The organism is Gardnerella sp. C0684A1, from assembly GCF_055326835.1.
The window spans coordinates 49,138-72,746 of sequence record NZ_JBLTSX010000004.1 but is presented as its reverse complement, the minus strand read 5'-3'; the positions used below and the strand labels follow the sequence as shown (position 1 = coordinate 72,746).

At 39.9% G+C, this 23,609-nt stretch carries 19 protein-coding genes, 2 tRNA genes and 1 riboswitch; of the genes, 6 read left to right on the top strand and 15 right to left on the bottom strand.

All coding sequences use genetic code 11. The annotated features are described in order from the left end of the window. Window positions 1-101: 101 nt before the first annotated feature. The 5 genes from tsaE to leuS all read right to left on the bottom strand — a co-directional run bounded on the left by tsaE (window position 102) and on the right by leuS (window position 7,452). On the bottom strand, window positions 102-650 hold the full coding sequence (tsaE, locus tag ACNEUN_RS04740; protein ID WP_463631285.1) for a tRNA (adenosine(37)-N6)-threonylcarbamoyltransferase complex ATPase subunit type 1 TsaE: 549 nt from the start codon (window positions 648-650) through the stop codon (window positions 102-104). A 30-nt stretch (window positions 651-680) separates the two neighbouring features. After that, window positions 681-1,700: a DNA polymerase III subunit delta gene (holA, locus tag ACNEUN_RS04735; protein WP_463631179.1), complete on the bottom strand. Its 1,020-nt coding sequence runs from the start codon at window positions 1,698-1,700 to the stop codon at window positions 681-683. 79 nt (window positions 1,701-1,779) lie between these two features. After that, window positions 1,780-3,513 (bottom strand): ComEC/Rec2 family competence protein, encoded by a 1,734-nt coding sequence (locus ACNEUN_RS04730; RefSeq protein WP_463631177.1) that lies wholly within the window; start codon window positions 3,511-3,513, stop codon window positions 1,780-1,782. Window positions 3,514-3,545: 32 nt separating this feature from the next. Next, window positions 3,546-4,295 (bottom strand): ComEA family DNA-binding protein, encoded by a 750-nt coding sequence (locus ACNEUN_RS04725; protein WP_463631176.1) that lies wholly within the window; start codon window positions 4,293-4,295, stop codon window positions 3,546-3,548. A 172-nt stretch (window positions 4,296-4,467) separates the two neighbouring features. Next, window positions 4,468-7,452: a leucine--tRNA ligase gene (gene leuS / locus ACNEUN_RS04720; RefSeq protein WP_463631174.1), complete on the bottom strand. Its 2,985-nt coding sequence runs from the start codon at window positions 7,450-7,452 to the stop codon at window positions 4,468-4,470. 240 nt (window positions 7,453-7,692) lie between these two features. On the opposite strand from leuS, the gene ACNEUN_RS04715 reads away from it, so the two are divergent. From ACNEUN_RS04715 to ACNEUN_RS04705, 3 genes are all read left to right on the top strand, one after another. Then, window positions 7,693-8,112 (top strand): hypothetical protein, encoded by a 420-nt coding sequence (locus ACNEUN_RS04715; RefSeq protein WP_427877202.1) that lies wholly within the window; start codon window positions 7,693-7,695, stop codon window positions 8,110-8,112. Between the two features lie 131 nt (window positions 8,113-8,243). Beyond that, window positions 8,244-9,047: a fructosamine kinase family protein gene (locus ACNEUN_RS04710; protein WP_463631172.1), complete on the top strand. Its 804-nt coding sequence runs from the start codon at window positions 8,244-8,246 to the stop codon at window positions 9,045-9,047. A gap of 146 nt (window positions 9,048-9,193) precedes the next feature. Continuing rightward, window positions 9,194-10,834, top strand: coding sequence for a type 1 periplasmic-binding domain-containing protein (locus ACNEUN_RS04705; protein ID WP_463631170.1), 1,641 nt, complete (start codon window positions 9,194-9,196; stop codon window positions 10,832-10,834). Between the two features lie 170 nt (window positions 10,835-11,004). On the opposite strand, the gene ACNEUN_RS04700 is transcribed toward ACNEUN_RS04705, so the two are convergent. Together ACNEUN_RS04700 and ACNEUN_RS04695 are read right to left on the bottom strand one after the other, a co-directional pair. Then, window positions 11,005-12,819 carry an AMP-dependent synthetase/ligase gene (locus tag ACNEUN_RS04700; RefSeq protein WP_463631169.1) on the bottom strand — a complete coding sequence of 605 codons (1,815 nt, stop codon included), beginning with the start codon at window positions 12,817-12,819 and terminating at the stop codon, window positions 11,005-11,007. 222 nt (window positions 12,820-13,041) lie between these two features. Then, a complete protein-coding gene (locus ACNEUN_RS04695) occupies window positions 13,042-13,746 on the bottom strand; it encodes a M23 family metallopeptidase (RefSeq protein WP_463631167.1) in 705 nt (234 codons plus the stop codon). Window positions 13,747-14,032: 286 nt separating this feature from the next. On the opposite strand from ACNEUN_RS04695, the gene ACNEUN_RS04690 reads away from it, so the two are divergent. Both ACNEUN_RS04690 and ACNEUN_RS04685 read left to right on the top strand, forming a co-directional pair. Then, a tRNA-Asn gene (locus ACNEUN_RS04690) sits at window positions 14,033-14,108 on the top strand. A gap of 135 nt (window positions 14,109-14,243) precedes the next feature. Beyond that, window positions 14,244-15,149 carry an ATPase gene (locus tag ACNEUN_RS04685; RefSeq protein WP_463631166.1) on the top strand — a complete coding sequence of 302 codons (906 nt, stop codon included), beginning with the start codon at window positions 14,244-14,246 and terminating at the stop codon, window positions 15,147-15,149. Between the two features lie 91 nt (window positions 15,150-15,240). Here ACNEUN_RS04685 and ACNEUN_RS04680 read toward each other — a convergent pair whose 3' ends face one another. The 3 genes from ACNEUN_RS04680 to ACNEUN_RS04670 form a co-directional block, all read right to left on the bottom strand. Beyond that, on the bottom strand, window positions 15,241-16,647 hold the full coding sequence (locus ACNEUN_RS04680) for an amino acid permease (protein ID WP_427877566.1): 1,407 nt from the start codon (window positions 16,645-16,647) through the stop codon (window positions 15,241-15,243). Between the two features lie 149 nt (window positions 16,648-16,796). Beyond that, a riboswitch (Lysine riboswitch) is annotated at window positions 16,797-16,983 on the bottom strand. Between the two features lie 115 nt (window positions 16,984-17,098). Further along, a tRNA-Ala gene (locus ACNEUN_RS04675) sits at window positions 17,099-17,171 on the bottom strand. A 174-nt stretch (window positions 17,172-17,345) separates the two neighbouring features. Beyond that, window positions 17,346-18,323 (bottom strand): DMT family transporter, encoded by a 978-nt coding sequence (locus tag ACNEUN_RS04670; protein WP_463631165.1) that lies wholly within the window; start codon window positions 18,321-18,323, stop codon window positions 17,346-17,348. A gap of 361 nt (window positions 18,324-18,684) precedes the next feature. Here ACNEUN_RS04670 and ACNEUN_RS04665 point away from each other — a divergent pair, with 361 nt between their 5' ends. Continuing rightward, window positions 18,685-19,089, top strand: coding sequence for a pyridoxamine 5'-phosphate oxidase family protein (locus ACNEUN_RS04665; RefSeq protein WP_004106472.1), 405 nt, complete (start codon window positions 18,685-18,687; stop codon window positions 19,087-19,089). A gap of 147 nt (window positions 19,090-19,236) precedes the next feature. Here ACNEUN_RS04665 and ACNEUN_RS04660 read toward each other — a convergent pair whose 3' ends face one another. The 5 genes from ACNEUN_RS04660 to glmU form a co-directional block, all read right to left on the bottom strand. Then, a complete protein-coding gene (locus ACNEUN_RS04660) occupies window positions 19,237-19,686 on the bottom strand; it encodes a DUF3021 family protein (RefSeq protein ID WP_463631163.1) in 450 nt (149 codons plus the stop codon). Between the two features lie 89 nt (window positions 19,687-19,775). After that, a complete protein-coding gene (locus tag ACNEUN_RS04655; protein ID WP_463631162.1) occupies window positions 19,776-20,276 on the bottom strand; it encodes a LytTR family DNA-binding domain-containing protein in 501 nt (166 codons plus the stop codon). A 476-nt stretch (window positions 20,277-20,752) separates the two neighbouring features. Beyond that, window positions 20,753-21,571 carry a histidine phosphatase family protein gene (locus ACNEUN_RS04650; RefSeq protein WP_463631160.1) on the bottom strand — a complete coding sequence of 273 codons (819 nt, stop codon included), beginning with the start codon at window positions 21,569-21,571 and terminating at the stop codon, window positions 20,753-20,755. Window positions 21,572-21,595: 24 nt separating this feature from the next. After that, the gene (gene rsfS / locus ACNEUN_RS04645; protein WP_463631158.1) at window positions 21,596-22,018 is read right to left on the bottom strand and encodes a ribosome silencing factor; all 423 of its coding nucleotides are present in this window, start codon (window positions 22,016-22,018) and stop codon (window positions 21,596-21,598) included. 66 nt (window positions 22,019-22,084) lie between these two features. After that, entirely contained in the window at window positions 22,085-23,545 is a 1,461-nt protein-coding gene (glmU, locus tag ACNEUN_RS04640) for a bifunctional UDP-N-acetylglucosamine diphosphorylase/glucosamine-1-phosphate N-acetyltransferase GlmU (protein WP_463631156.1), read from the bottom strand. Window positions 23,546-23,609: the final 64 nt, after the last annotated feature.

Below are 23,609 nucleotides of genomic sequence, written 5' to 3'. Positions count from 1 at the left end.
TTAATTCCTCAAAGTCACGTACCCAACTAGCTTACTCGCTTACCACAACTTGCTTTATTTATTGCGATATTTACTTGCGATATTTACTCACGTATTTCTAATTACAATTTTGCAATTCGATTAAGCCAATCCTTACCAACAGCTTTCAAAGTTACGATTCGCTCACCGTCGCTAGTAAAATCATCTACTTGCAAAGAGTCAACAGGCCTTTCAATATGAACTTCCAAACGCTCAGACGCAAGCACTCCAGCCATTTGCTCGCCCCACTCCATAAGCACAACAGTGCCATCTCCTGTCTCTTCCAAAGCTTCGTCAAGTCCCAAAGATTCAAGCTCGTCAAGCAAACGCGAAACAGTATCTTGACCTGGAGCAAAATTCTCACCACCCAAACGGTAAGCATCAACGTGAATTAGCGTAGCCGGCTTGCCATCCGCAAAAGCACCTCGCAATTCGCGCGCAATAGTAAAAGTTGGAGACACAATCGGCTCGCTAATTGAAAGACCTGCGCCAAAACCTTGAGCGAACGTGGTTTTGCCAGCCCCAAGAGGACCTGAAAGTAAAATCACATCTCCTTCTTTTACAACTTTTGCTACAGCGCAACCAAGCTCTTTCATATCCTCACAAGTGGCAATAACTTTACGCAAAGTCATGTCGCTCGATTTTTGCTCACTTATCATAATTTATTCTTTCTTATGTCCTCTAGAAGCAACCAGCATAATAGCATACTCAAGTGCATAATCAGCGTCACTTTTTCCACTTTTACACTGCTCATCTGCCCAAGCTAAACATTTAATACATTCGGCTATACCAGCATTATTCCACCCTGCAAGCTGGCGCATTGCCATTTTAATAGCCCAAGGATTTGCTTTAGATTCAGCCTGTGAAATACTTCCGTCACGAACCGCAATTGCTTTAGCTAAAAGCCTTATTTTAGCTGCAAGAGCACCAATTAAAGCTATATGATCAATTCCTTGAGATACTGCCGTTCTAGCAGCAAGAAGAGCTTCTCCGTAATTTCCTACTGCAGCCTTATCTGCTACAAAAAAGCCAGTTACTTGCGGATCTGCAAGAAGATAGCGGTCTACTAACGAAAGGGTAATTGTGCTGTCATCATAATCGAAACAAAGCTGCGAACACAATGCAGCTAGCTCTTCGGTTTTGCCACCTAATACTGCAACTATTTTTTGCGCTGCTTGAGGCTCTATTGTGCGGTTTCGTCTTTCAAACATGCTTAGTACGAAATTCAATTTCGCATCATCTTTTTTAAGATCAGGAACCGTAATAATCTGCGCTCCAGCTTTTTGTAAGCGCGTGATTATTGATTTTCCTTTTACGCCGCCTTCATGCCTTGCGATTACCCAACTTGCGTTCGTTTCTAAATCAGAATTTCCAGCATTTCCAGCATTTCCAGAAGATTCTTTACAAAAATTTTCTACTGCAGCAACAAAACTTTCTTCAGAATTCTGCAAATCCGAAATTACTACGATATTTCCTTGCGAAAAAAGCGATGGACCTACTGCTTCATTAAATTCGTACTGATCGCTGTTAGCAGCATCAAGATAAACAACATCAGCTTCAGGATAGCTACTTAATATTTTTTCTCGCACGTCTCGAGAATTAAGCTCATTTAAGTATGCGTCACCGCCAACAACTAGCGTTACGGACGCTACTTTTGCCGAGCTTCTGCTATTGGCAACCATGTTGCTCCTTACTAATTTTGCTGCAACTCTTAAAGACTTTTTAAAGACTTCATATTAATAGTATCTTTTTATGCGAAATTTACTTCTTATCATAATCAAATATTTCCAGCGCTTCACTATACTTTCGTTTGAAAGAGCCTGCCATAATTCGACTAGCATACTGAATATTATTAAATAAATAAGATTTACTAAGAAAACGCATAATAACAATAAAAATTACTGCTAAAGTGAGTTCCGTAATAATCATTAAAAACGCTCCACTTACTCCCTTACTCCACGCAAAAACGCCGACGGAAGAATCATCTAAATAACTAGCACACTTTTCTATAATCGAAGTTGCAGATGCCGCAAAATGCGCAAAAATAAGCGAAATTCCTCCCGAAAAACACGCTAAAACTAAAGAAATAAGCCCACATAAAGTAGCAATATCCATAAGAGGAGAAGCAACAATATTTGCAGGAACAGACATAAGAGAAACTTCAGGCTGAATCATCATTTGAATTGGCAAAGTAAATATTTGCGCAGAAAAAGTCATCGACAGAATCGAAGCAAGCCAATCTGGCATAAAAACAACAAAAGTTTTTCTTATTCTCGCGCCAACTGTAATAATTCCGAAAGTTGCAGCACAGGAAAAAGCAAAAGCATAATCCCAGGAATAATTTGGTTTAACAAGCAAAACTAATATCACAGTCCAGCTAAGTGCGCTTGCTGATTGATACGGTCTTTTCGCAGCGAACGCTACTGCCGAAACTGCTCCCATAAAAGCTGCTCTAAGCACAGAAGCAGAAGGATAAACCAGAATAGCTAAAAGTAATTGCGAAATAAGTTGCACAAAAGCAGTAAAAAATCTAGGAACAAGAAAATACGCGCAAACGCGACGCACAATTAAAGCTAGTAGCAGAAAATGCCCTCCTGAAACAGCCATAATATGCATAATTCCTACGTGCTGAAAATGCTGTTTTGTGATTTCTGCATAAGTTTTATCAATAGCATTTTCAGATTTTTCAGATTCGTCTTGTGAATTAAAATCTGCATCAGTTTGAACAAACTCTTGGCCTAACATTCCAACTGTAATTCCAGGCACAAGCATCCTACCTTGCTCATCTAATTCTTGAGTCACTTTGTAAAACGCATTCCACATATAGTTTGCAAAATAATGAACAAAATCTACATTTTTAGAAATATTAAACTTACTACCCGTTTTTAAAAGAGTTATTTCCGGAATATCTCTATTAAAACGAGAAATTTTAAGGCGAGCTAATCCTTTAATTGTAGAACCATACAAGATTTTATCGCACACAGGCTTATACGCGTAAAGTTGCGCACTAATACCACTTTTTAAAATCTGACTACTGTCAATTGCGTTATCTTTACCTACATTTTTTAAATATCGCACTTCTACTTTCGCCTTACAATCACCTAAAAATGGCGCAGCTGAACGAATCGGAGTTACAACACTCGCTTCTACTAACGCAATCTTATTCGAATTTTTGTTAGCGTAACGAAATACAGGATCATTTTGTAACATAATTTGATGTACAAAACCCAATAAAATAGCCGCAATCATAGCGTACGAAGTTAGTATTATAAGCAGATTATACCGTTTTATAAACTTAAAAACTTCGAAGAATTTTACGTCTAAAACACTAAAAACAAAAACCAGCAATAAAGATAATGAAATATACAAAACTACTGAATAAACGCAATTCTGCTGATTTTTTGCAAAATATTTTCCCAGCAAGCAACCCACCCACATTGCTAAAGCAACAGGAATCATACGAAAATCCTTGTTACCATTTTCTTCATTTAGCATATCTCCCCCTAATACGCTATTAACGAAATTTTTTAGCCAACAAAAGCCATACTGCGAATTTTTTTCAAAATTTTAGAACCTATTCCGCGAATTTTTAGCAGATCTTCAATTCTTCTAAATTTACCAACCGAATTTCTCTGACTTATAATGCGTTTTGCCATTGCCGGACCTATACCTTTAATCGTTTGCAATTCTTCTAAAGTTGCGCTGTTTATATTTACTCTCCCAGACTCATCTAATGATGATTCTGTAGAAGATTTTGCAGATTGATTTTCTACACTGCTATTTTCCGCGCTATTTTCGCTTTCTATACTCTTTTTTCTCTCTGTTTTTGCACTATCTTCAGTCTTTTCTTCAGTCTTTTCTTCATAAAATTTATTAGATTTACTAAAACCCTTGCTTTTATAGTTATTCGAATCATTTTGCGCATAAATTATTTTGTTATAAGTTACTGCCTGACTAAAAAGCATGGTAAGACTCGCGCTTAGCGCAGTAATCAAAATAAGCATGATAGCAAGCATATGAGCTGGTTTTACACTAAAACGAGATTTTTTTGCATACAAATTATCATTATTTTCTACGATTGCATGCTTTGGTAAAAACGCTTTAGTCTGCGTATTATCAACAGAATTTTCTCCAAAGTACGCTTTAGTTTGCGGATTGCGTATAGAAAGCACTCCTCTAGATAGTTGAGAAAGAGACTCAGCTTTCTTATTTTCAAAACCAACTTTACTAAATCTATTATTCGTAAATTTTTCATAATTTTGCTTAAATTCTCCCAAAATTTCCCCCTTAGAACTTATGCACACTTACGCATGTTTACAAACAAAAAGCACCTACCTTCTACTATTCGTAGAAAGCAGGTGCTTTGCAAGATAAATTTTCAATTGTGGATACAGCCTATTTGATATTTATAAAAGCCGTATCAGATTATTAGCAAAACTTATAAATCGTTCAGCTTTCGTCAGGAACAATTGACACGATCTTAGGAGCCTTTACAATAACCTTGCGAGGAGCCTTGCCGCCCAAGCGATCAGCTACAGCTTCCAGCGCAAGCTTTTCAAGCTCGCTAGCCTCAATATTCGGGTCAACTTCAAGCTTTGCGCGAACCTTGCCCTTAATTTGCACAACGGCCGTAACAGTATCTGCACCAACGTAGCGAGAATCCGCAACAGGCCAATCGGCGTGAGCAATAGACTTAGTATGCCCAAGTTTGCTCCACATTTCTTCGCAAATATGCGGCGCAATTGGAGAAAGCATAAGAACAAGCGGTTCAACAGCTGCACGAGGCACATGAGGAAGAGAAGTTAAGTGATTATTCAACACAATCAGCTTAGCAATTGCAGTGTTTGGACGCATTGCTTCCATTTCCACAGTCACTTCTGCAATTGTGTTGTTAAGAATCTTAAGCGTCTTTTCATCTAACGCGTCGTCTGTTACAACACAAGCGCCAGTTTCCTCGTTAACAACGTTACGCCACAAGCGCTGCAAGAATCGCATGCCACCAACAACATTGCGAGTATTCCACGGACGAGACTCAGAAAGTGGGCCCATACTCATTTCGTACAAGCGGAATGTATCTGCACCATAGTTTTCGTACATGTAGTCTGGTGTCACAATATTCTTTAAGCTCTTGCCCATTTTGCCAAACTCACGATTCACGGTTTCGCCGTGCCACGTAAATGTTGGCTCACCGGAGCCGTTTGCAGCACCTTCCTCAACCTCATCGGCCGGAACGTACTGTCCACGCTCATCCGTGTACGCATAAGCTTGAATCATGCCCTGGTTAAACAGGCGATGGAATGGCTCAGCAGAATCCACATAACCCAAATCGTAAAGCGCCTTATGCCAGAAGCGCGAGTAAAGCAAGTGCAAAACTGCATGCTCTACGCCACCGACATAAAGGTCAACGCCTCCAGAAACGTGTTCTTTACCAGGACGATTCGTACCCATCCAGTAGTCGTATTCGTCGGTATCTACCATATTCTCGGCATCGTTTGGATCCAAGTAACGCATGTAATACCAGCAGGAACCAGCCCAGTTTGGCATAGTGTTGGTGTCACGATAGTAGGTTTTTACACCGTCGCCAAGATCGAGCTGAACTTTTACCCAATCATCGTTTCGACTCAAAGGAGCTTCTGGCTCAGAATTTGCGTCGTCCGGAGCGTAAGTTTTCGGCTGATAGTCCGGAACGTCAGGCAAAGCAATTGGAAGCTCAGAATCTGGAACTAAGTGAGCAACACCATCCTCGTCATAAACGATTGGGAAAGGCTCACCCCAGTATCGCTGCCTAGAGAACAGCCAGTCGCGAAGTCGGTAAGAAACCCTACCTTTACCTACTCCTGCTGCTTCAAGCCAAGTCGTCATCTTTTTAACAGCTTCATCCACGCGCAAACCGTTAATAGATAAAGCATCGCCAAGCTTATGAGTATGCTCTACAGAAGAGTTAATAACAACTCCGTCGTGAGAAACGAATGGAGCTTTACCCTCATAATCTGCCAACTTTTCTTCAGAATCTGCAAGTGGCTGAGCAGTATAAATTACTGGCAAACCGAATGCTTTAGCGAAATCGTAGTCACGCTGATCGCCGCCAGGAACTGCCATAATTGCGCCCGTACCGTAGCCCATAAGCACGTAGTCAGCAGTAAACAGCGGAAGTTTCGCTCCAGTTACAGGATTAATTGCGTAAAGACCCGTAAACAGGCCGGTTTTTGCTCCAGCATCTTCCGTGCGATCTTTTGCAGTCTTCGCGCGAGCTTGAGCCTGGTACTCTGCTAAACCTTCTTTAAGATTTGCGTAACCGCCCTTCCAGCTTTCTGGAACGTTAGCACTCCACGCTTCTGGAACATGCTCAAGAATTGGATGATCCACAGAAACAACCGCAAAAGTAGTACCAAAAAGCGTGTCTGGACGAGTCGTGTACACTTCCAAATCGCGTGTTTCACCATCTGCACATGGCACTTCAAAATGCACGGAAGCGCCGTGAGATTCGCCAATCCAGTTTCGCTGCATAAGCTTAACTTTTTCTGGCCAATCAATAGTATTCAAATCTTCAACCAAACGGTGTGCGTAAGCAGTAATTCGCATTGACCATTGACGAAGATTGCGCTGGAACACTGGGAAGTTTCCTCGTTCAGACTTACCTTCTGCAGTAACTTCCTCATTTGCAAGCACAGTTCCCAAGCCTGGGCACCAATTCACAGGAGATTTAGAAATGTAAGCAATTCGGAAGTCGTTTAATACATCCGCCTGCTCTACTTTATTAAGTTCTTCCCACTTTTTGCCAGCAAAACCAGGAATTTCGCGCTTAGCACTCTTAAACTCATCAACAAGCTCGCAAATTGGTCGAGCAGAACCTTTACCGCCATCTTTTCTCACAAAATCAGGGTCGTACCAAGCATCATAAAGCTTTGAGAAAATCCATTGAGTCCAACGCACATAATTCGTATCAATCGTCGCAAAAGATCTACGATCATCAAAACTCAAGCCCATGCGGTGCAACTGCCTGCGCATGTTAGCAATATTTGCCTCAGTAGTTATACGAGGATGCTGACCAGTTTGAACAGCATACTGTTCTGCAGGAAGTCCAAAAGCATCGTAGCCCATTGCGTGAAGAACATTCTCGCCCTTCATGCGATGGTAGCGGCTTACAACATCCGTTGCCAAATATCCAAGAGGATGTCCAACGTGCAAGCCCTTGCCAGAAGGATAAGGGAACATATCCATTGCAAAGAAAGAAGGACGACCGTCAGCATTCCTACCTTCGCCATCCTTCAAATCGCCCTTAACATTAGCAGCCCAGAACGTGCCCTGCTCGTCCCAGGTTTTTTGCCAGCGCTGCTCAATATCTTGCGCTAGCTGCGCATTATAACGAAAAGCTGGCTCAGCAATAGTAGCTTTATTGTCAGCTGTTGCATACTGTTGATCGTTGTCGTTCATACCCTAGGACTATAGCGTCTCACATCGTCATTACGCAACACTTTTTACAAGTTTTATATAGATTTTATTAAGTAAATATCCACTTTTAACGTAAGTTTTCCTATTACGTGCACAAAATTGGACTATTGCGCTTGTTTTTAAAAACAAAACACTACAATAGGAAATAAAGTTTTTTAGTAAGAAAAGATTAGAAAATTAGATAAAATTCAGCAAAACTATAAATATTGAAGAGGTTAGGAATTGAAAGTATCAAAAAATACTCTACTATTAATTGCTTTCTTAGTTTGGGGTGCTGCAGGTTTTAATATTCTTAATATTGGTTTGTCTGTATACCAAAAATACTTACAGCCTGTAAATTACGCTTTGTCTCTGCTAGTTTTCCTCATATTCCAATTCTTTATTTTTGGCAAACTTGTTAAAAAACATACTAAAAGAATTAACAGCTACGGTAAAGAAAAACAGTTCTTCCTTAAATTCTTTGACATAAAATCTTTCATAATCATGGCTTTTATGATGACTGGCGGAATCGCTTTACGCGCAACTAATGTAGCTCCAGAACGCTTTATTGCAGTGTTCTACACCGGTTTAGGTGCCGCACTATTTTTAGCAGGATTACTTTTTGGATATCAGTTTGTAAAAAACATTCTGTCACACGCTTAAACACAACGTATCTGATTGTGCTAATACTTCAGTAAAATGGTGAGATTAGAAGTAATCTAGCTTATTCATGAAATATTTTATTAAATATTTCACGTATAAGACGCACATTCTACTACGCTAAGAAGGCTGCTATGGATAATAACGTGTATAAAAAAAGTAGATCATATGCACCTAACCGTTTTTTCGAGTGTGAAGGAAAAGGCTTGCAATGGATGAGCGAAGCTAGAAAATACGGTGGGCCTAGAGTAGTAAAAGTTTTCGACTGGGGTAAAGATTATTTAAATATTGAAAAAATTAGCACAACTTCACCAACACCATTAGCAGCTTTTGAATTTGGTGCAGCACTCGCTCATATGCACGATTATGGAGCGAAATATTTTGGAGAAGCTCCAGCTGACTACGATGGCACATGCTATTTTGGTCCTTTAAGTGACCCTGTTGAAATGCCAACAGGCACATGGAATAACGTTATCGATTACCTTTCAGAGGGACGATTGCGCCCAATGGTAGAACTTGGTATAGCTCGTGGAGAACTTACTAAAAACGATTTAGCTCTCACAAACCACGTTATTGCAGCACTTCCTGATTTGTTAGGAAAGGCCGCAGAAGATAAGCCTGCGCGAGTTCACGGAGACTTATGGAGCGGAAACGTATTATGGACTAAAAGTGATGACGGAGATCACACTGAAGCTGTGCTAATTGATCCTGCAGCACACGGCGGACACCGTGAAGAAGATTTAGCAATGCTTCAACTATTTGGTATAAGCTACTACAGCCAGATTATTGACGGATATCAGTCTGTACACCCGCTAAAATCCGGTTTTGAAGATCGTCTAACTTTATGGCAGCTCTACCCTATTGCAGGACATTGCGTATTCTTTGGCGGAGGTTATGTGAGCGAATACCGTAACATGTGCGAAAGTCTTCTAAGATAATTTAATAATTTAGATTACTAAAATTTAGCTTATTAAAAACGTAACTTAAGTATTTAGCACACGACTATATACAATGTTAAAAGATAGTTACGAGTAGAACACATACTAAAAGCAACAGATAGACCACGAAACGAGAGGTCACTACTATGATTCGTTTGTGCAAGCGTGCAAAAAACAAACTATTTACTGCATGCGCAGCCGCAAGTAGCATACTGATACTTATGAGTGGATGTTCAGGCACATCTCAATCATCTTCACCATCAAAAGCTCAAATGAGCATAGGAACTGTTGCTATTTTTACTCCAGATGACGGTATTGATTTAACTAGAAAAACACCATTAAGTACGTGGAATATACTAGTTCCAGAAATAATAAAATCCTTAAAATCAAAGGGTTTCCAAGATAATACTATTACTCAAAAATCTTCCTCAAGTCTTTCGGAGCAAAGTCAAGCAATACAAGATTATGTAGTAAACCAGATTGCTCCTCTTCAAAAGAAACAGTCGGGTAAAAACTCTAGTAAAACTTTACAAGATATAAAAAAGAAAATTTCACACACTACTTTACTCGTGGCTCCTTGGACTAATAAAAAAGGAAGCAACGATTACGGCGACTTCGCAACGCGTCCGGAAGCAGAGGATAATTCTTATAACAATAATTCTAAAGAAACTACTGCGGAAACGCGTTTTGCTTCAGCATTGCGTCTAGCTCGCGAATCTGGAATGCATGTTGTTATGCTATCGAAATCAATTAATGGTTTCGACCCAGATGTTATTTTTAACTTATCTACTGCTAGCAGAATTGGTGAACTTCAGGCAAAAACTTTAGTACAAAAACTTGCTTTAGATAGAGCAACTTCAGACGATCCTAAGTACATAGAAGTTTTGCTCCCTTGCCATAATCGCCATAAGCCTAATAATTCTTCTAATAAAAACAGTGATACAAGCAATAGTGATTATGATGATGACGATTACTCGTCTAATAATGATTTTAACGATGAGTTTGCAAAAGAAGCATTCAAAGGAATTTGGAAGGTATTAAGACCTTATTTTGCTTCTGGAACTCTTCTTTCACCTTCAGGATATTTAGATTCTCAAACAGAAGAAGAAGATTGGGCTAAAGTAGCTTTCGACGCTGATAATCCTAACGCAGTAAAAGATGAGCTTACAAAACGTCTTAAGAATCACGCTCGTAACTCTAATAATTTACCTAAGCATATTGATGGATTAATTACTCTTAACGATCAAGTAGCAATGCAAGCTACTTCAGCTTTGGAGAACTTAGGATATCAGGGAAGCGCTGCAGATATTAATCCTTCAATAACGCTTCCAGATGTAATCGGCAACTTTATTGGTAAAAAAGATATAGTAAAACGTCCAGTTCCAGCTCCTAAAAAAGATGCAAACAATTCTGAAAAGTCACAAAATAGTGACGAAAAAAGTAGTGTGCATCAACAGAATGATCCAGAACAAGCAAAACGCTGGCCTGTTATGACTGGTTACGGAGCTTATAAGGAAACTATGCCAAATATTGTAAACGGAAAGCAGTGGATGACAACTATAGAAGATTATCAATCAATTGCTAAAGATATTGCAACTACTTGCGCATCGTTGAATAAAACTCGCAAATTAAGCTCTAGTATAAAAACAATCGATACTCCTTCGAACACTACAAAGGGCAAGAAAATTCCTACAATTGTTGAGCCGATTATGGCAGTTAGCGCAACTAATTTGAAGGCTCTGCTTATAGACCCTGGTTTCATATCAATGGCAGACGCTGGTCTATAAAAAGTAATTAAACTAAATAAATAAACTAAATAAATAAATTTAAGCTTCTTAACGCTAAGCATAATATTTAGCTTAATGTTAAGAAGCTTAATTTTTAACTATAAGTTTAAATTACTTAAATTAATTAACTTACTTAAATTACTTTCAAATACTTATTAATATTTATTTAATTATTTGCGCTTTCTAGGAGCGTAAATAACATGCTCAATAAGATCATGATACCGCTCAACAACATTTTGCCTACGAGCCTTCATACTAGGCGTAATAAGACCATTATCTTGAGTAAATTCGTCAGGAACAATCTCAAATTTACGAATAGATTCGGCTCTAGACACAAGTGAATTGGCTTTAGTAACAGCCCTTTCAACTTCCGCACGAACAATAGAATTCTTAGAAGCTTCTTCAAGCGAACGCACAGGACGCGCACCTTGAGCTATAAGCCAAGAGTTAACATCATGCAAGTCTAAGGCAATAATTGCAGCAATAAACGGCTTCCTATCTCCTATAATAACGCACTGAGATATTACAGGAGAAGTCATCATAGAAGCTTCGAGTATGCTTGGTGAAAGATTCTTACCGCCTGCTGTAATAATAAGATCTTTTTTACGACCAGTAATGCGCACAAAACCGTCATCATCAAGAGAACCGTAATCTCCAGTATGCAGCCATCCGTTTACGATTTGCTTTTCAGTAATCTCAGGATGATTATGGTAGCCTTTACACACAGCAGGGCTTTTAATACAAAGCTCACCCTCATCGTCTATAGCAACAGAAACACCTTGAACAGGCAAACCAACTGTGCCAATCTTGTATCCTTTAGTAGGATTCACCATAGACGGAGCGCAAGTTTCAGTCATGCCGTAACCTTCAAGAAGAGGCAAACCTACGCCATTAAAGAAGTGCGCAATCGACAAATCTAAAGGAGCACCACCAGAAACAGCATATTCTACAGAACCGCCAAAAACATGCATAAGAGAATTGTAAACAAGCTTCTTGTAGAAAGCATGGCTAATAGCAAGCATTGGCGAAATCATGCCACCAGACTGCTGAGCTTTTGACCATTCTCGCGCAACCTTAACAGAACGAGCGAAAATAAAACCTTTCAAACCCTTACCCGCTTTTTGGGAAGCAGCATTGTAAATTTTCTCAAAAATACGAGGAACAGCAAGAATAAATGTTGGTTTAAAAGTTTGAAAATCGCTAAGAATTGTTTTCAAATTGCTTGTCAAACCAAGCGTTACATTACCAGCAAAACAGAAGAACTGCATGAATCTAGCAAAAACATGCGCAAGAGGTAGGAAAAGAAGTAATCTTGCGTTTTCTCTCATAGCAATATCTGGCATGGAAATAATTCCAGATTTTGCTATAAACACAAAATTTCCGTGGGAAAGTTCAATACCTTTAGGCTCTCCTGTAGACCCAGAAGTGTAGACGATAGTTGCTAAATCATCACCGTGAATTGCGTGCTCTCTCTCATAGAATTCAGCATCTGTTACTGACTTTCCAAATTCAATAAAAGCATCAAGAGCGCCTTGCGTAATAACATAAACGTCACGCAATGTTGGACATTCATCTTTAACTGTATCTACAGTAGCGCGCAAATCTGGAGTTTCTACGAACACTGTTCCAACATTAGAGTCGCAGAAAATAGTTTTCATTTGGGTTGCTGAATTAGTTTCATAAACAGGAACTGTTAAAGCACCAATCGACATAATTGCTAAGTCGAGCACAGTCCATTGCCAAGAAGTGTGAGAAATAATAGACACACTATCTCCTGGCATAACTCCCCTAGCTATAAAGCCTTTTGCTACAGAAATAACAAGGTCTCTAAACTCTTGCGCAGTGTAGGAATCCCAATTACCCTTCTCGTTTACATACTCCACAAGCGAATCTTGAGGAGTGCGATTCGCACGCTCATCGAGAAGCGAAAAAATATTGGCATCATAGTCAATTACTTCATCAAGAGGACGAGTATACTCCTGCATGCAAGCGCTCCTTTTTACGAAACCGTTATTGCCAAGATATTAAAAAACTCGGCACAACTTTCACTATACGCGTTTTAAGTAGCGTTTCGCTACGTTTATATCACAATCTTTTGCAATAAACTTTGTACAACTTCACAGTTTCAAAAAATTATTCCTATATTGATTAGAAAAGTAGAATATTTTTATATTTAGCTACTGACACTAGTATTTCTGCAAGTCGCTTTAATCTATTGGTTTAAAAACAATACGTCTTTTTTTAGTTACAGCTTGTGGATTAACATAACTTTTCTTACCGCTTTTAAGACCCCATTGAACACAAGTTTCTCCACAATGATCCGAACCTCCTTCTACTCTTCCAAAAAGCTGACCTCTTCTAACTGCAGTTCCTACAGTCAAGTCAGTTATTGCAGGCTCAAATGTTGAAGTTAATTTTCCATGACGAATACTTACAACAGATTTACCAGCTACAAAGCCAGAAAAACTTATTACTCCATCCGCCGGTGCATAAAGCAAAGTGCCTTGAGATGCAGATAAATCTACTCCACGATGGCCTGCCATCCACGGTTTTGGAGGAGGATTAAATTCTTTAACTACTTTCACTCTTTTTACAGGCCACTGCATTTGCGAATTGCAACTTTCTGCAGAAGGATTATCGAAAGATATTGCCGGCAAAACTAGAGAAGTCGCAGAAGTAAGCGTGTAAAAAGAAGCTGATTTTTCGTATTTTTTATACGTAATTGGCACAGAATCACAAGAATTGTAAGATAAATGCTTTTGTTGAAAACTATAAGCAGCACTTTCTGAAAGTTTATACTCACAGGATCGACTATCATCTATAAAAAATGCAACTGATTCCACCATCACGGCAAAAGATAACAACGCGACTGCAGCACACGCGAAAACTGCATGATTTTTTATAATCAACATAATTCCCCTTATTTATAAAAACTCACTTTTTTACTTCTGTTTTCCAAAAATTAGAAATCTTTCTTACTAAATTTTTAAGTAAAACAGTTTTGTATACAGTTTCTCATTTACGAATTTTTATTAATAGAAAAAATTTAGATTGTGGATACAGGCTTAATAAACGCTAGAAAATCAACAAAAATATCAAAATACGACACGCCCAAAAGCTAGAAATTTGCATATCGCGAAAATGCGTGTAATATAAATGTCTTGTGCACAGCACAAAGCTGAACACAAAAATGAATATTCCTGCGTAGCTCAGTTGGCAGAGCGTTCGACTGTTAATCGAATGGTCGCTGGTTCAAGCCCAGCCGCAGGAGCCAACAACCACCGCCTTTGTGCGGTGGTTTTTTGTTATAAAATATTTTCATCGTCTAAGTTAGAAAACATGATAAGTTTGTCGTAACATAGAAATATCCATTAAACCTTGAACCATCACTGACGAACAGGGGAAAAATATGGCAGAAGAAGAATCTGCAATCACTAATAATAAAGGCAACAACAAAAAGCAATTAATAATTTTGATTACAGGTATTGTTGTACTTGCATTAGTATTAAGCGGAATAGGCGTATTTTGGTATATTAAGCAACAAGATCGCACAAAAGCTGCTAGAAGACAGTGTGAGATTAAAGTTTCACAGATTATGAAATCCAGCAAAATGTGGGATGCACTGAAATCTAATTCCTACGTTCAGTCACTTGCCAATTCAAGCGAACCTGATGCAGTAGAGTTAAAGAAACTTCTTGAAGAAAAAGAGCCTGAAAAGGTGTCGTGCAACGCAAACTCCCCTGAGGAACTTGGGTCTAAGGGCGCACAAGCACTTGCCGCAGGAGAATGGTACGCAGCAAAAGCAAAGCGTTTACGTGAACTCACATTATCTTTGATCTCACCTCAAAATCAACCAAATACTGAGGAAACTAATAATGCTGACGCAGCAAAACAAGCCGAAGCACAAAAAGATGCTAAAGTTCAGCAAGAAGTGCAAAAAGCAACTAATTCTATAATTAACAACGCTCCTAAGAAGAACGTAAAGCGAAATCCTAAACCAAGGCCAAAGCCTGCTCCAGCTCCAAAGCCAGCTCCAAAGCCAGCTCCGGTTCCAGCTCCTACCCCAGCTCCGGTTCCAGCTCCAACTCCAGCACCAAAGCCAGCTCCAGCCCCAACTCCAGCACAACCACAAAAAGACAATAAGAATAAGCCGGACGACAAGAAGGGTGAGAAGCCTGGTGATACACCACATCCAACTCCATTAATCACACAGGATCCTAACAAAACTAAGGATCCTAACAAACATACAAATACGGATCCGGGTACGAATCCAGATCAAAAACCAACGGAACCAAGGCCACATGCAAAGGCATGATCTGAAAACTAAAAACTCATAAAGAGAATAGATAAAAGCTCCCAGCGAATTATTTCGCAGGGAGCTTTTTTACATATATAAATATTATTAATTATTCAGCATTTACTCGATTAGCAGCTCTAATACCAGCTAAATCAACTTCTTCAAGCGGAATAACCTTAGTATGATTCTTAATCTTGTAACCAACGTACAGAATCAAGAATAGCGGCACAGACATGTAAGTAATACCAATAGCCTGCCAGTTAAGAATTGCAAATGAATGCAAATCCTGACCAACAATAACCAGAACGCACAAAAGGAACGCCACAATAGGTCCGAAAGGATACCACTTTGCACGATAAACTAAATCGTCCAAAGAATGGCCTTGAGCCACATATGCCTTGCGGAAGCGGTAGTGAGCTGCAGCAATACCAGCCCAAGCAATAAAACCAGTCAAACCACTTGCAGCAACCAGGAACATGTATATTTGATCGCCAAAAATACTCATAAAGAAAGTAAGCAACGCAACCACAAATGTTGCAATCAACGCAGGAACAGGAATACCACGAAGACTTACCTTGCCAAATACTTTTGGAGCGTTACCATCCTTTGCGAGCGCATAAAGCATTCTCGTTGAAGCGTACATACCAGAATTTGCTGCAGAAATAACAGAAGTCAAAATCACGGCATTCATAACTGCTGCAGCAGCTGCAAGACCAGCACGCTGGAATACAAGTGTGAACGGGCTAATAGCAATATCAGTTGCTTCAGATCCAAGAAGATTTGGACTGGTGTAAGGGATAATGCAAGCAATAACGAAAATAGCAAGAATGTAGAAAAGAAGAATACGCCAGAATACTTGCTTAACAGCCTTCGGAATACTCTTTTCTGGAGTTGCAGACTCGCCTGCAGTAATACCAATAAGCTCAGTTCCTTGGAACGAGAAGCCAGCAATAGCGAACGCACACAACACTGCAGGAACACCACCTGCAAATGGAGCATCCTTATGCGTAAAGTTTTGCAAGAACGTAGCTTTACCGCCAATAATGCCAACAATCGTAAGTGAACCGATAACAAGGAATACAATTACTGCAAGCACTTTTACAATAGAAAGCCAATACTCAGTTTCACCGAAGCACTTAACTGTAAGAACGTTAATCAGCAAAATAAGCATAAGAACCGACAGTGAGAAAATCCATACTGGCACTGTTGGGAACCAGTATTGCAGAACTATTGCCGCGGTACTAACGTCCACTGCAACCGTAATAGCCCAATTAAACCAATAGTTCCAACCCATTGCAAAACCAAGTGCAGGATCAATAAAACGTCCAGAATACGATGCAAATGATCCACTAATAGGCATAAAAGTGGCCATTTCGCCAAGGGAAGTCATAAGGAAGTAAACCATAATGCCAATTGCAGCGTAGGCGAACAAAGCGCCACCAGGGCCAGCCATATGAATTGTTGCACCACTAGCAACAAACAGGCCGGTACCAATGCTGCCACCTAAAGCAATCATGGAAATATGTCGCGTTTTTAAAGCGCGGTGAACATCGTTATTTTGTTGAGTATTCTGCTGAGTATTCTGTGCAGCAGTAGATGATAATGAACTACTCATTTTTCCTCCTTTCATAACAATCAGAGGCAAAACAAGCAAGCAAAAGCAAGCGTGTCGATAGCTCTCCGCAGCGAATGCCAAATCACTGCGACAGTCCTTGGTATATTAAGCCAAGTCCCAGCTCACTACTTTTGGGATTAAGCAGTAAACTTCGGCGCTCTCCCCTTTTGTAAACAATCAACGCTTTCCCAAGCTCATGCTTACTACTCTTGTCGAGCGCGACCTCTGGTCGATGTTGTTCATTATTAGTACGACTTGCAGACAAACTGTAAAAAATACGGCGTGGCGCATAAAAATCGAAAAATAATAACAAAAAAAACGCCACTTCATAAGAAGTGACGTTTAAAATTTGTGGAGCTAGGGGGATTCGAACCCCCGACCCCCTCCATGCCATGGAGATGCGCTACCAGCTGCGCCATAGCCCCGTTTTTATTTATGCCGTTCAAACGAACCTTTGATAGAATACAACAAATCTTCGTTATAGCCAAATGCCGGCGTGTCGAAAACGAAATATTACAAAGTAAAGTAGCTTTATTTTTTCTATTCTCGTCATTTCACAGCATTCTCAGCATAAAAATCAGGACAAAACTAAATTAAATTCAGGCAGAAGCTGCAACTTTCTTTACATCAATAGATTTTGACTTAGACTTACTGACATTGTCGCTTCTTTCACCAAGACTGGCAACAACAATAGCAGTAAAAATTAGTACAAAACCAATAAGAGCCATTTGTGAAACCTGCTCATTGCAAAGAATAACAGAGAATAGCAGTGTAAATAAGCTTTCCGCACACATAATCACAGAGGCACTAGAAGGAGAAAGTACAGACAGACTGCAATTTTGCATTACTTGCGCAAGGACGGTAACAATAACGGTCAAGTAGAACAAGTTTGCAAAAACACTAAGATGCTCAACGCTAGAAATATTTGGCAACGGCTCAGTAAAAGCAGCGCCAGTAATGAAAAGTATTCCAGCAACAACAAATTGCCCAAACGATAATGCAACAGGATTAATAGTTCTTGTGTAATACGAAAGGAAAGTTAAATTAAAAGCGAACGAGCAAGCGCAGGCAAGAGTTAAAAGATCCCCATTCGAAAGCGAAAGTGTAAGCATACCAGGTTTAAGAGCCACAAATCCTACACCAGCAATGCATGTAACTGCTGCAATAAGACTAATTAAAGTAGGTTTTTTGCGGAAAATTAGCCAAGCTGAAAAAGGAGTAATTACGCAGTAAGCTGCTGTTAAAAACGCGCTGCGACCCGGTTCTACTGATTGCAAGCCAGCAGTTTGAAGAACCATAAGACCGTAGTATGTAACTCCAGTAAGCAAGGAAGCAAGAACGAAAGTTTTATTAAAACTTTTACGAATAACATCGAAGAAAAGCACTCCGATAATTAGGCAAGCACCAATTGTTCTTATTCCTATAAGCCACTGAACTTGAAAATAATCCAAGCAGTACTTAACTGAAAGATAGCTTCCACCCCAAATAGCAGTGCAAACAATCAGCATAAATCGAGCAACATGTAAATTAATCCGACTTGTACCATTTGTTTGAACTGTTGTATTCAACGTACTCATGTCACTCACCTCGCTTTATGCGTAACAAGTTATGTTATTAGCTTTAAAATTTTCTTTAAGACAACAAGTTTGCCTTATAAAATTAATAGAATAGCTATAAATTTAGTAAAAGTACAACCCTTCGGCGTTCCTCTGGAAAATTTCCTATATTAACGATATAAATAACTAATTAGTGATGCTTTTACCTTATATATTTCAGATTTCGATATTTTATTAAAAATCGCATCAAATTAACCTATATTTTCCATATATTTAAGCGATAATCTAACCAAATAAAACATAAAGAAGCTATGCTAGACGTGTACTTGTATATTTTGCGCGCCTGTTAAAATGCGCAGGAACGTATAAGAAAGGAAATATTATGGCAACTCTTAGCGCAGATATGAAGGAATTTATTGCGAATAATTTGGCTTGGATTGCAACAGTGAGCAAGGATGGCGAGCTTGATCTTGGACCAAAAATGTCTATGTTCGTGCTTGACGACAATCATCTCGCCTACCATGAGCGCACTGCCGGCCAGCATTACAAGAACTTGCAAGACGGCAGCCAGCTGGTTGTAGCAGTTGCAAATTTGGCAGAAAAGAAGGGCTATCGCTTCCGCGGAACCGTAACTCTTCACACTGATGACGCGATTTACGAAGAGCAGGTTCGCGTAGCTGAAGAAAAAGGCACGAAGAAGCCAGCTGCAGTTCCGGTTATGGAGATCACTGAGATTCAGGATTTAACTTCTGGAGCCACTGCCGGCAAAACTATTGCAAAAGATTAATTTATAGCTGATTAATTTATAGCTTGCTGCAAAACGCCGAATTACTACGTTTCAAGCAAGCGGCATACAATATCGAGTGGCGTTCGTCCTCAAAGGCGAAGATGAACACCACTCAATTCTTTACTTGCTTATTTAATTTTCACTAATCTACTTGTTTTCTTTACGCAATGCTTGCAACCTAACATTCATTTCTTCCGCTTTCTTCTTCTCGAAGTAATAAATTATTGCAGCAATCGCAATCGGGAAAATAACAGTGAATACAATCCATCCGCAAATCACAGATGGCTCATCTTTGAATGAAATCCACCCAACAATCACCGATACAATAAATTGAATAGCAATTGGCGGAACTAGCGCAAAAACGAACTTTGCGAGATTTGACATACGCTCATTCGACCAAAAAATAGCGAACACTCCATAGCTGATGCCTATAACAAACGTTGCTACAGCATAAGATGCGATTCTGTTTCCAACCGCGCTATGCGCTAACAGGCTAGACACAAAACTGATTGCAGTAAAAATAGTGCATCCTATGCCAATGCCTTTAACAATGTTTTTTGCCATTGTTTTGCCTAAAGTTGTAACTTGCTTTTCCATAATAATCGTTTCCTTTTTAAGTATTAAAATCTAGTAATAAATAATTAGTATTAAAATTTTGATAGTTTTATATTTAACTACGCTTAAAACTACATTCCTAAGCGCTTTTTGAACCCAGCTAAGCATCTGCGACTAATCCACTCAACGCTTCCATCGTCCATTTTTACGCTCATACTTCCGCCGAATCCCGGATCGACTCGAACAATTCGATTCAAGTTCACGATTGCGGATTTAGATATGCGCACAAACGACGCGAATTGCGGATTGTCAAAATCCATTAGGCGCTTGTAAGAAACGCACTCGCCTTTATCACCGTGAATAATTACGCGCGAATTTTCCACGCAAATCATAATCACATCTGGCTCGTGCATAACAATAATCGAATCGTTAATATAACCGTATATGAATGAATTATTGTTGCTATTTGCCGCATTCTCAGTATTATTTTCAGCGTTACTTGCTTTTGCAGACTTAGAATCAACGCTTTGCAATTGAGCGATAATTCGTTTAAGATTATCGTCAATATTGTGAACTGACAACTGCGCGGACTGTTCCTCTTCTGGCGGAACAATAGCAATCGTTACTTTCATCAGTCCTCCTTCCGTACGCTACCGTTATCTTTTGTTTTGTAATTTTGACTATACGGCACTGTAAATAGTCTGTCTTTACAAAATCGCTAAACGGTAGTTTTCGGTAATTAAGCGGTAAATCACAAAACGCAAGAAAATCAAAACGCTAACTAGTTATATCGCATATGATTTGGTGAAATAAACAATTTCGCATCACTTTTTGTCTAAAACACCAAACGATTTGGTGAAATAAACAATTTCGCATCACTTTTTGTCTAAAACACCAAACGATTTGGTGAAATAAACAACCAAAGACCATATTTTGTCGATTTCACCAAATGATTATATGTTTTCGACAATTCCAGCCCACATTCTGTTCATTTCACCAAACCACTTGGTGAAATAAACAATTTTGCATCACTTTTTGTCTAAAACACCAAGAAATCTACACTATCACCAATCGCAAATGCTTAGAAAGGAGCGTACGGGAGTAAAACTTACGCAGCACCCCAAATGCGAATAAGACGCTGGCTTGTAGGGTCAGCTGCAGGACCTTGATCGTAAGCATCCAAACGCCAACGAATTGAACCATCCGCGTTAAGACTTGGAATTAAGCGCGCCCAGCGACCATTTCCCATGCCGCCAATCGTCTTGTAAGAAGGATCTACTTTATCTAATCCAAGCAGTTTATGAACAGTTTGCGAAAGACAAGAGCCGTGCGAAAATACTAGCAAATCGCGGTCGGAACCGGTTTTGCGCGTCCAATCCTCAACTGCTGCAGCAGCGCGCTCTCCTACTTCCTGCTTAGCTTCAGCACCATGACGAAGCTCGCCACCCTCGCCTTTTACCCAAGCGTTAAAATCTTCCGGCCATTTTTCGCTAATCTGTTTGCGGTTCAAACCTTCCCACTCGCCAAAGAAGCGCTCGCGCACACCATTTTCAATATGCACATGAAGGCCAATCTTATCTGCAAAAGCGTGAGCAGTCTGTTGAGCGCGAATAAGTGGAGAAACAATCGCCACAAAACTCGCGTCCGCTTCTTCCGGCGTAATGCGCACATGCTCTTCGCTATTAGGATCCTTTGGATCTTCTAAATCAGAAGCACCAAAAAGCACGCGCAAAGCTTTTCCAGAGCGAGTAACCTGATCCATTCCAGATTCATCCAAAGCAATATCAATCATGCCTTGAAGACGAAACTGCGCATTATACGGAGTTTGACCGTGGCGAATAAGCATAACAGAACGAGCAATTCCTTCGTGCGCACTATTAATGGAATTATTTACGTTACTCGCAACATTTTCTACGAAATCAACCATGGTTTGTACCGTACTTTCTTCTTGTTATTCAGTTTTGCTAGAATCTTCAGTTTCGCTAGCATCTTCAGTTCCGCTAGCATGATCTGGCAGTTGCAAATCTATTGCCGGGCAATCATTCCACAAGCGTTCCAAACGATAGAATGCGCGCGCTTCCTCGTGCATAACATGAACAACAAAATCACCAAAATCAAGCAAAATCCACTGTGCTAATTCCAAGCCCTCACGAGATAAAGCCTTGCGCTTGTTGTCTTTCAAGAACAAATCTTTTTCAATTTCTTCCGCAACAGCCAATACCTGACGCTCATTAGAAGCAGAAACAATCAACATTGCATCAGTAATACCAAGCAAATTGCTAACATCAAAAGCCTGCTCATCAGTAGCCTTAAGCCTGTCTGCTGCAGCAGCAGCGATACGAATTGCACTAATCGAACTTTCTAAAGCAGCCATAACGTTAGTACTCCTTAATTTCACAAATAAACAAAACAAATAAAATAAACAAAATAAATGTTTAAATTAGCGTTCCCAAGCCGGCTTCCAGCCTTCGACTACATGCTGAGTATTCTCCGAATACACCATAGAATCAGATGGAACGTCGTGACGCACCACCGAACCAGCACCGGTAGTAACATCATCTCCCACAGTAACTGGAGCCACAAACAGATTTCCAGCACCAACGTGAGCACCAGAACCAATCGTAGTATGATTCTTATGCACGCCATCGTAGTTTGCAGTAATCGTGCCACCGCCGATATTAGTGTGTTCACCCAAATCAGCATCGCCAATATAGCTTAAATGAGGCACTTTAGTACCGTTACCAATATGCGCTTTCTTCATTTCTACAAAAGCGCCAGCCTTACTTTCCTCGCCAAGAGTGTTTCCAGCACGCAAATAAGTCCATGGTCCAATATTTGCGGCTCTACAAATATGCGATTCTTGCACTCTCGAACGCTCAACAACAGCATCCTCATCAATTTGCGCATCAATAAGAGTCGTATAAGGACCAACTACAGCCCCACTTGCAACCACAGTATGTCCTTGAAGGAAGCAGCCTGGAAGAACAGTAACATCTTGCGCGAGTGTAACGCTATCTTCAATCCAAGTAGTATCAGGATCCAGAATTGTCACGCCTTCAAGCATCCAACGTTCGCAAATTCGCTTGTTATAAGCTTTCGCAAGAGCAGACAGTTGAACCCTCGAATTTACACCCTCAACCACTAGCGAATCAGAAGCAGACATTGCTCCAACATGACCAAACTTTCTAGCATGTTCTAGAGCATCAGTTAAATAGAATTCTCCTTGCGCATTTTGAGAATTGATATTTGCAATAGCATCTGAAAGTACTTGCGCATCAAATACGTAAACAGAAGTATTTACTTCGTGAATTTCAAGCTCTCCAGCGTTTGCATCTTTATGCTCCACTATGCGAAGAACGTCACCGTTTGCTTCACGAACTATACGTCCGTAGCCTGTAGCGTCATCCAACACTGTAGTAAGAACTGTTGCAACATTCCCATGATTATTGTGAAATTCAACAAGAGATTGCAAAGTCTCAGTGTTTAAAAGAGGCATATCGCTTGCGGAAATCAGCACTGCACCTTTAATGGATTCTTCCGTCTCGTTTTTTGCAATCTCATTAAGATCTTTCATAGCACACTGAATTGCGCGACCTGTTCCAGGCTTATCGTCTTGATTTACGATTAGAACGCTGCTGTTATAGCTTAATGCCGCTTCGCTTACACGCTCAGCTTGAGCATGAACAACTACAGCAAGCTTATTAGGATTTACGCCATACATTGCGTCTATAACACGATTTAGGAAAGTTTTTCCAGCGAATAGGTGCAATACTTTAGGAGTTGTAGAACGCATGCGCGTCCCATCACCTGCTGCCAAAATAATTGCCGCGGCCACATTATGCTCTTTCACGCATGCGCTCCTTACATATGTTGTATTAACTACTTTTTTACTATTTTTCATTCTATTACGTCTTATCGCCCTTCAAAACGCAAAAAGGCGCTACTTAAAACAAGTAGCGCCACAT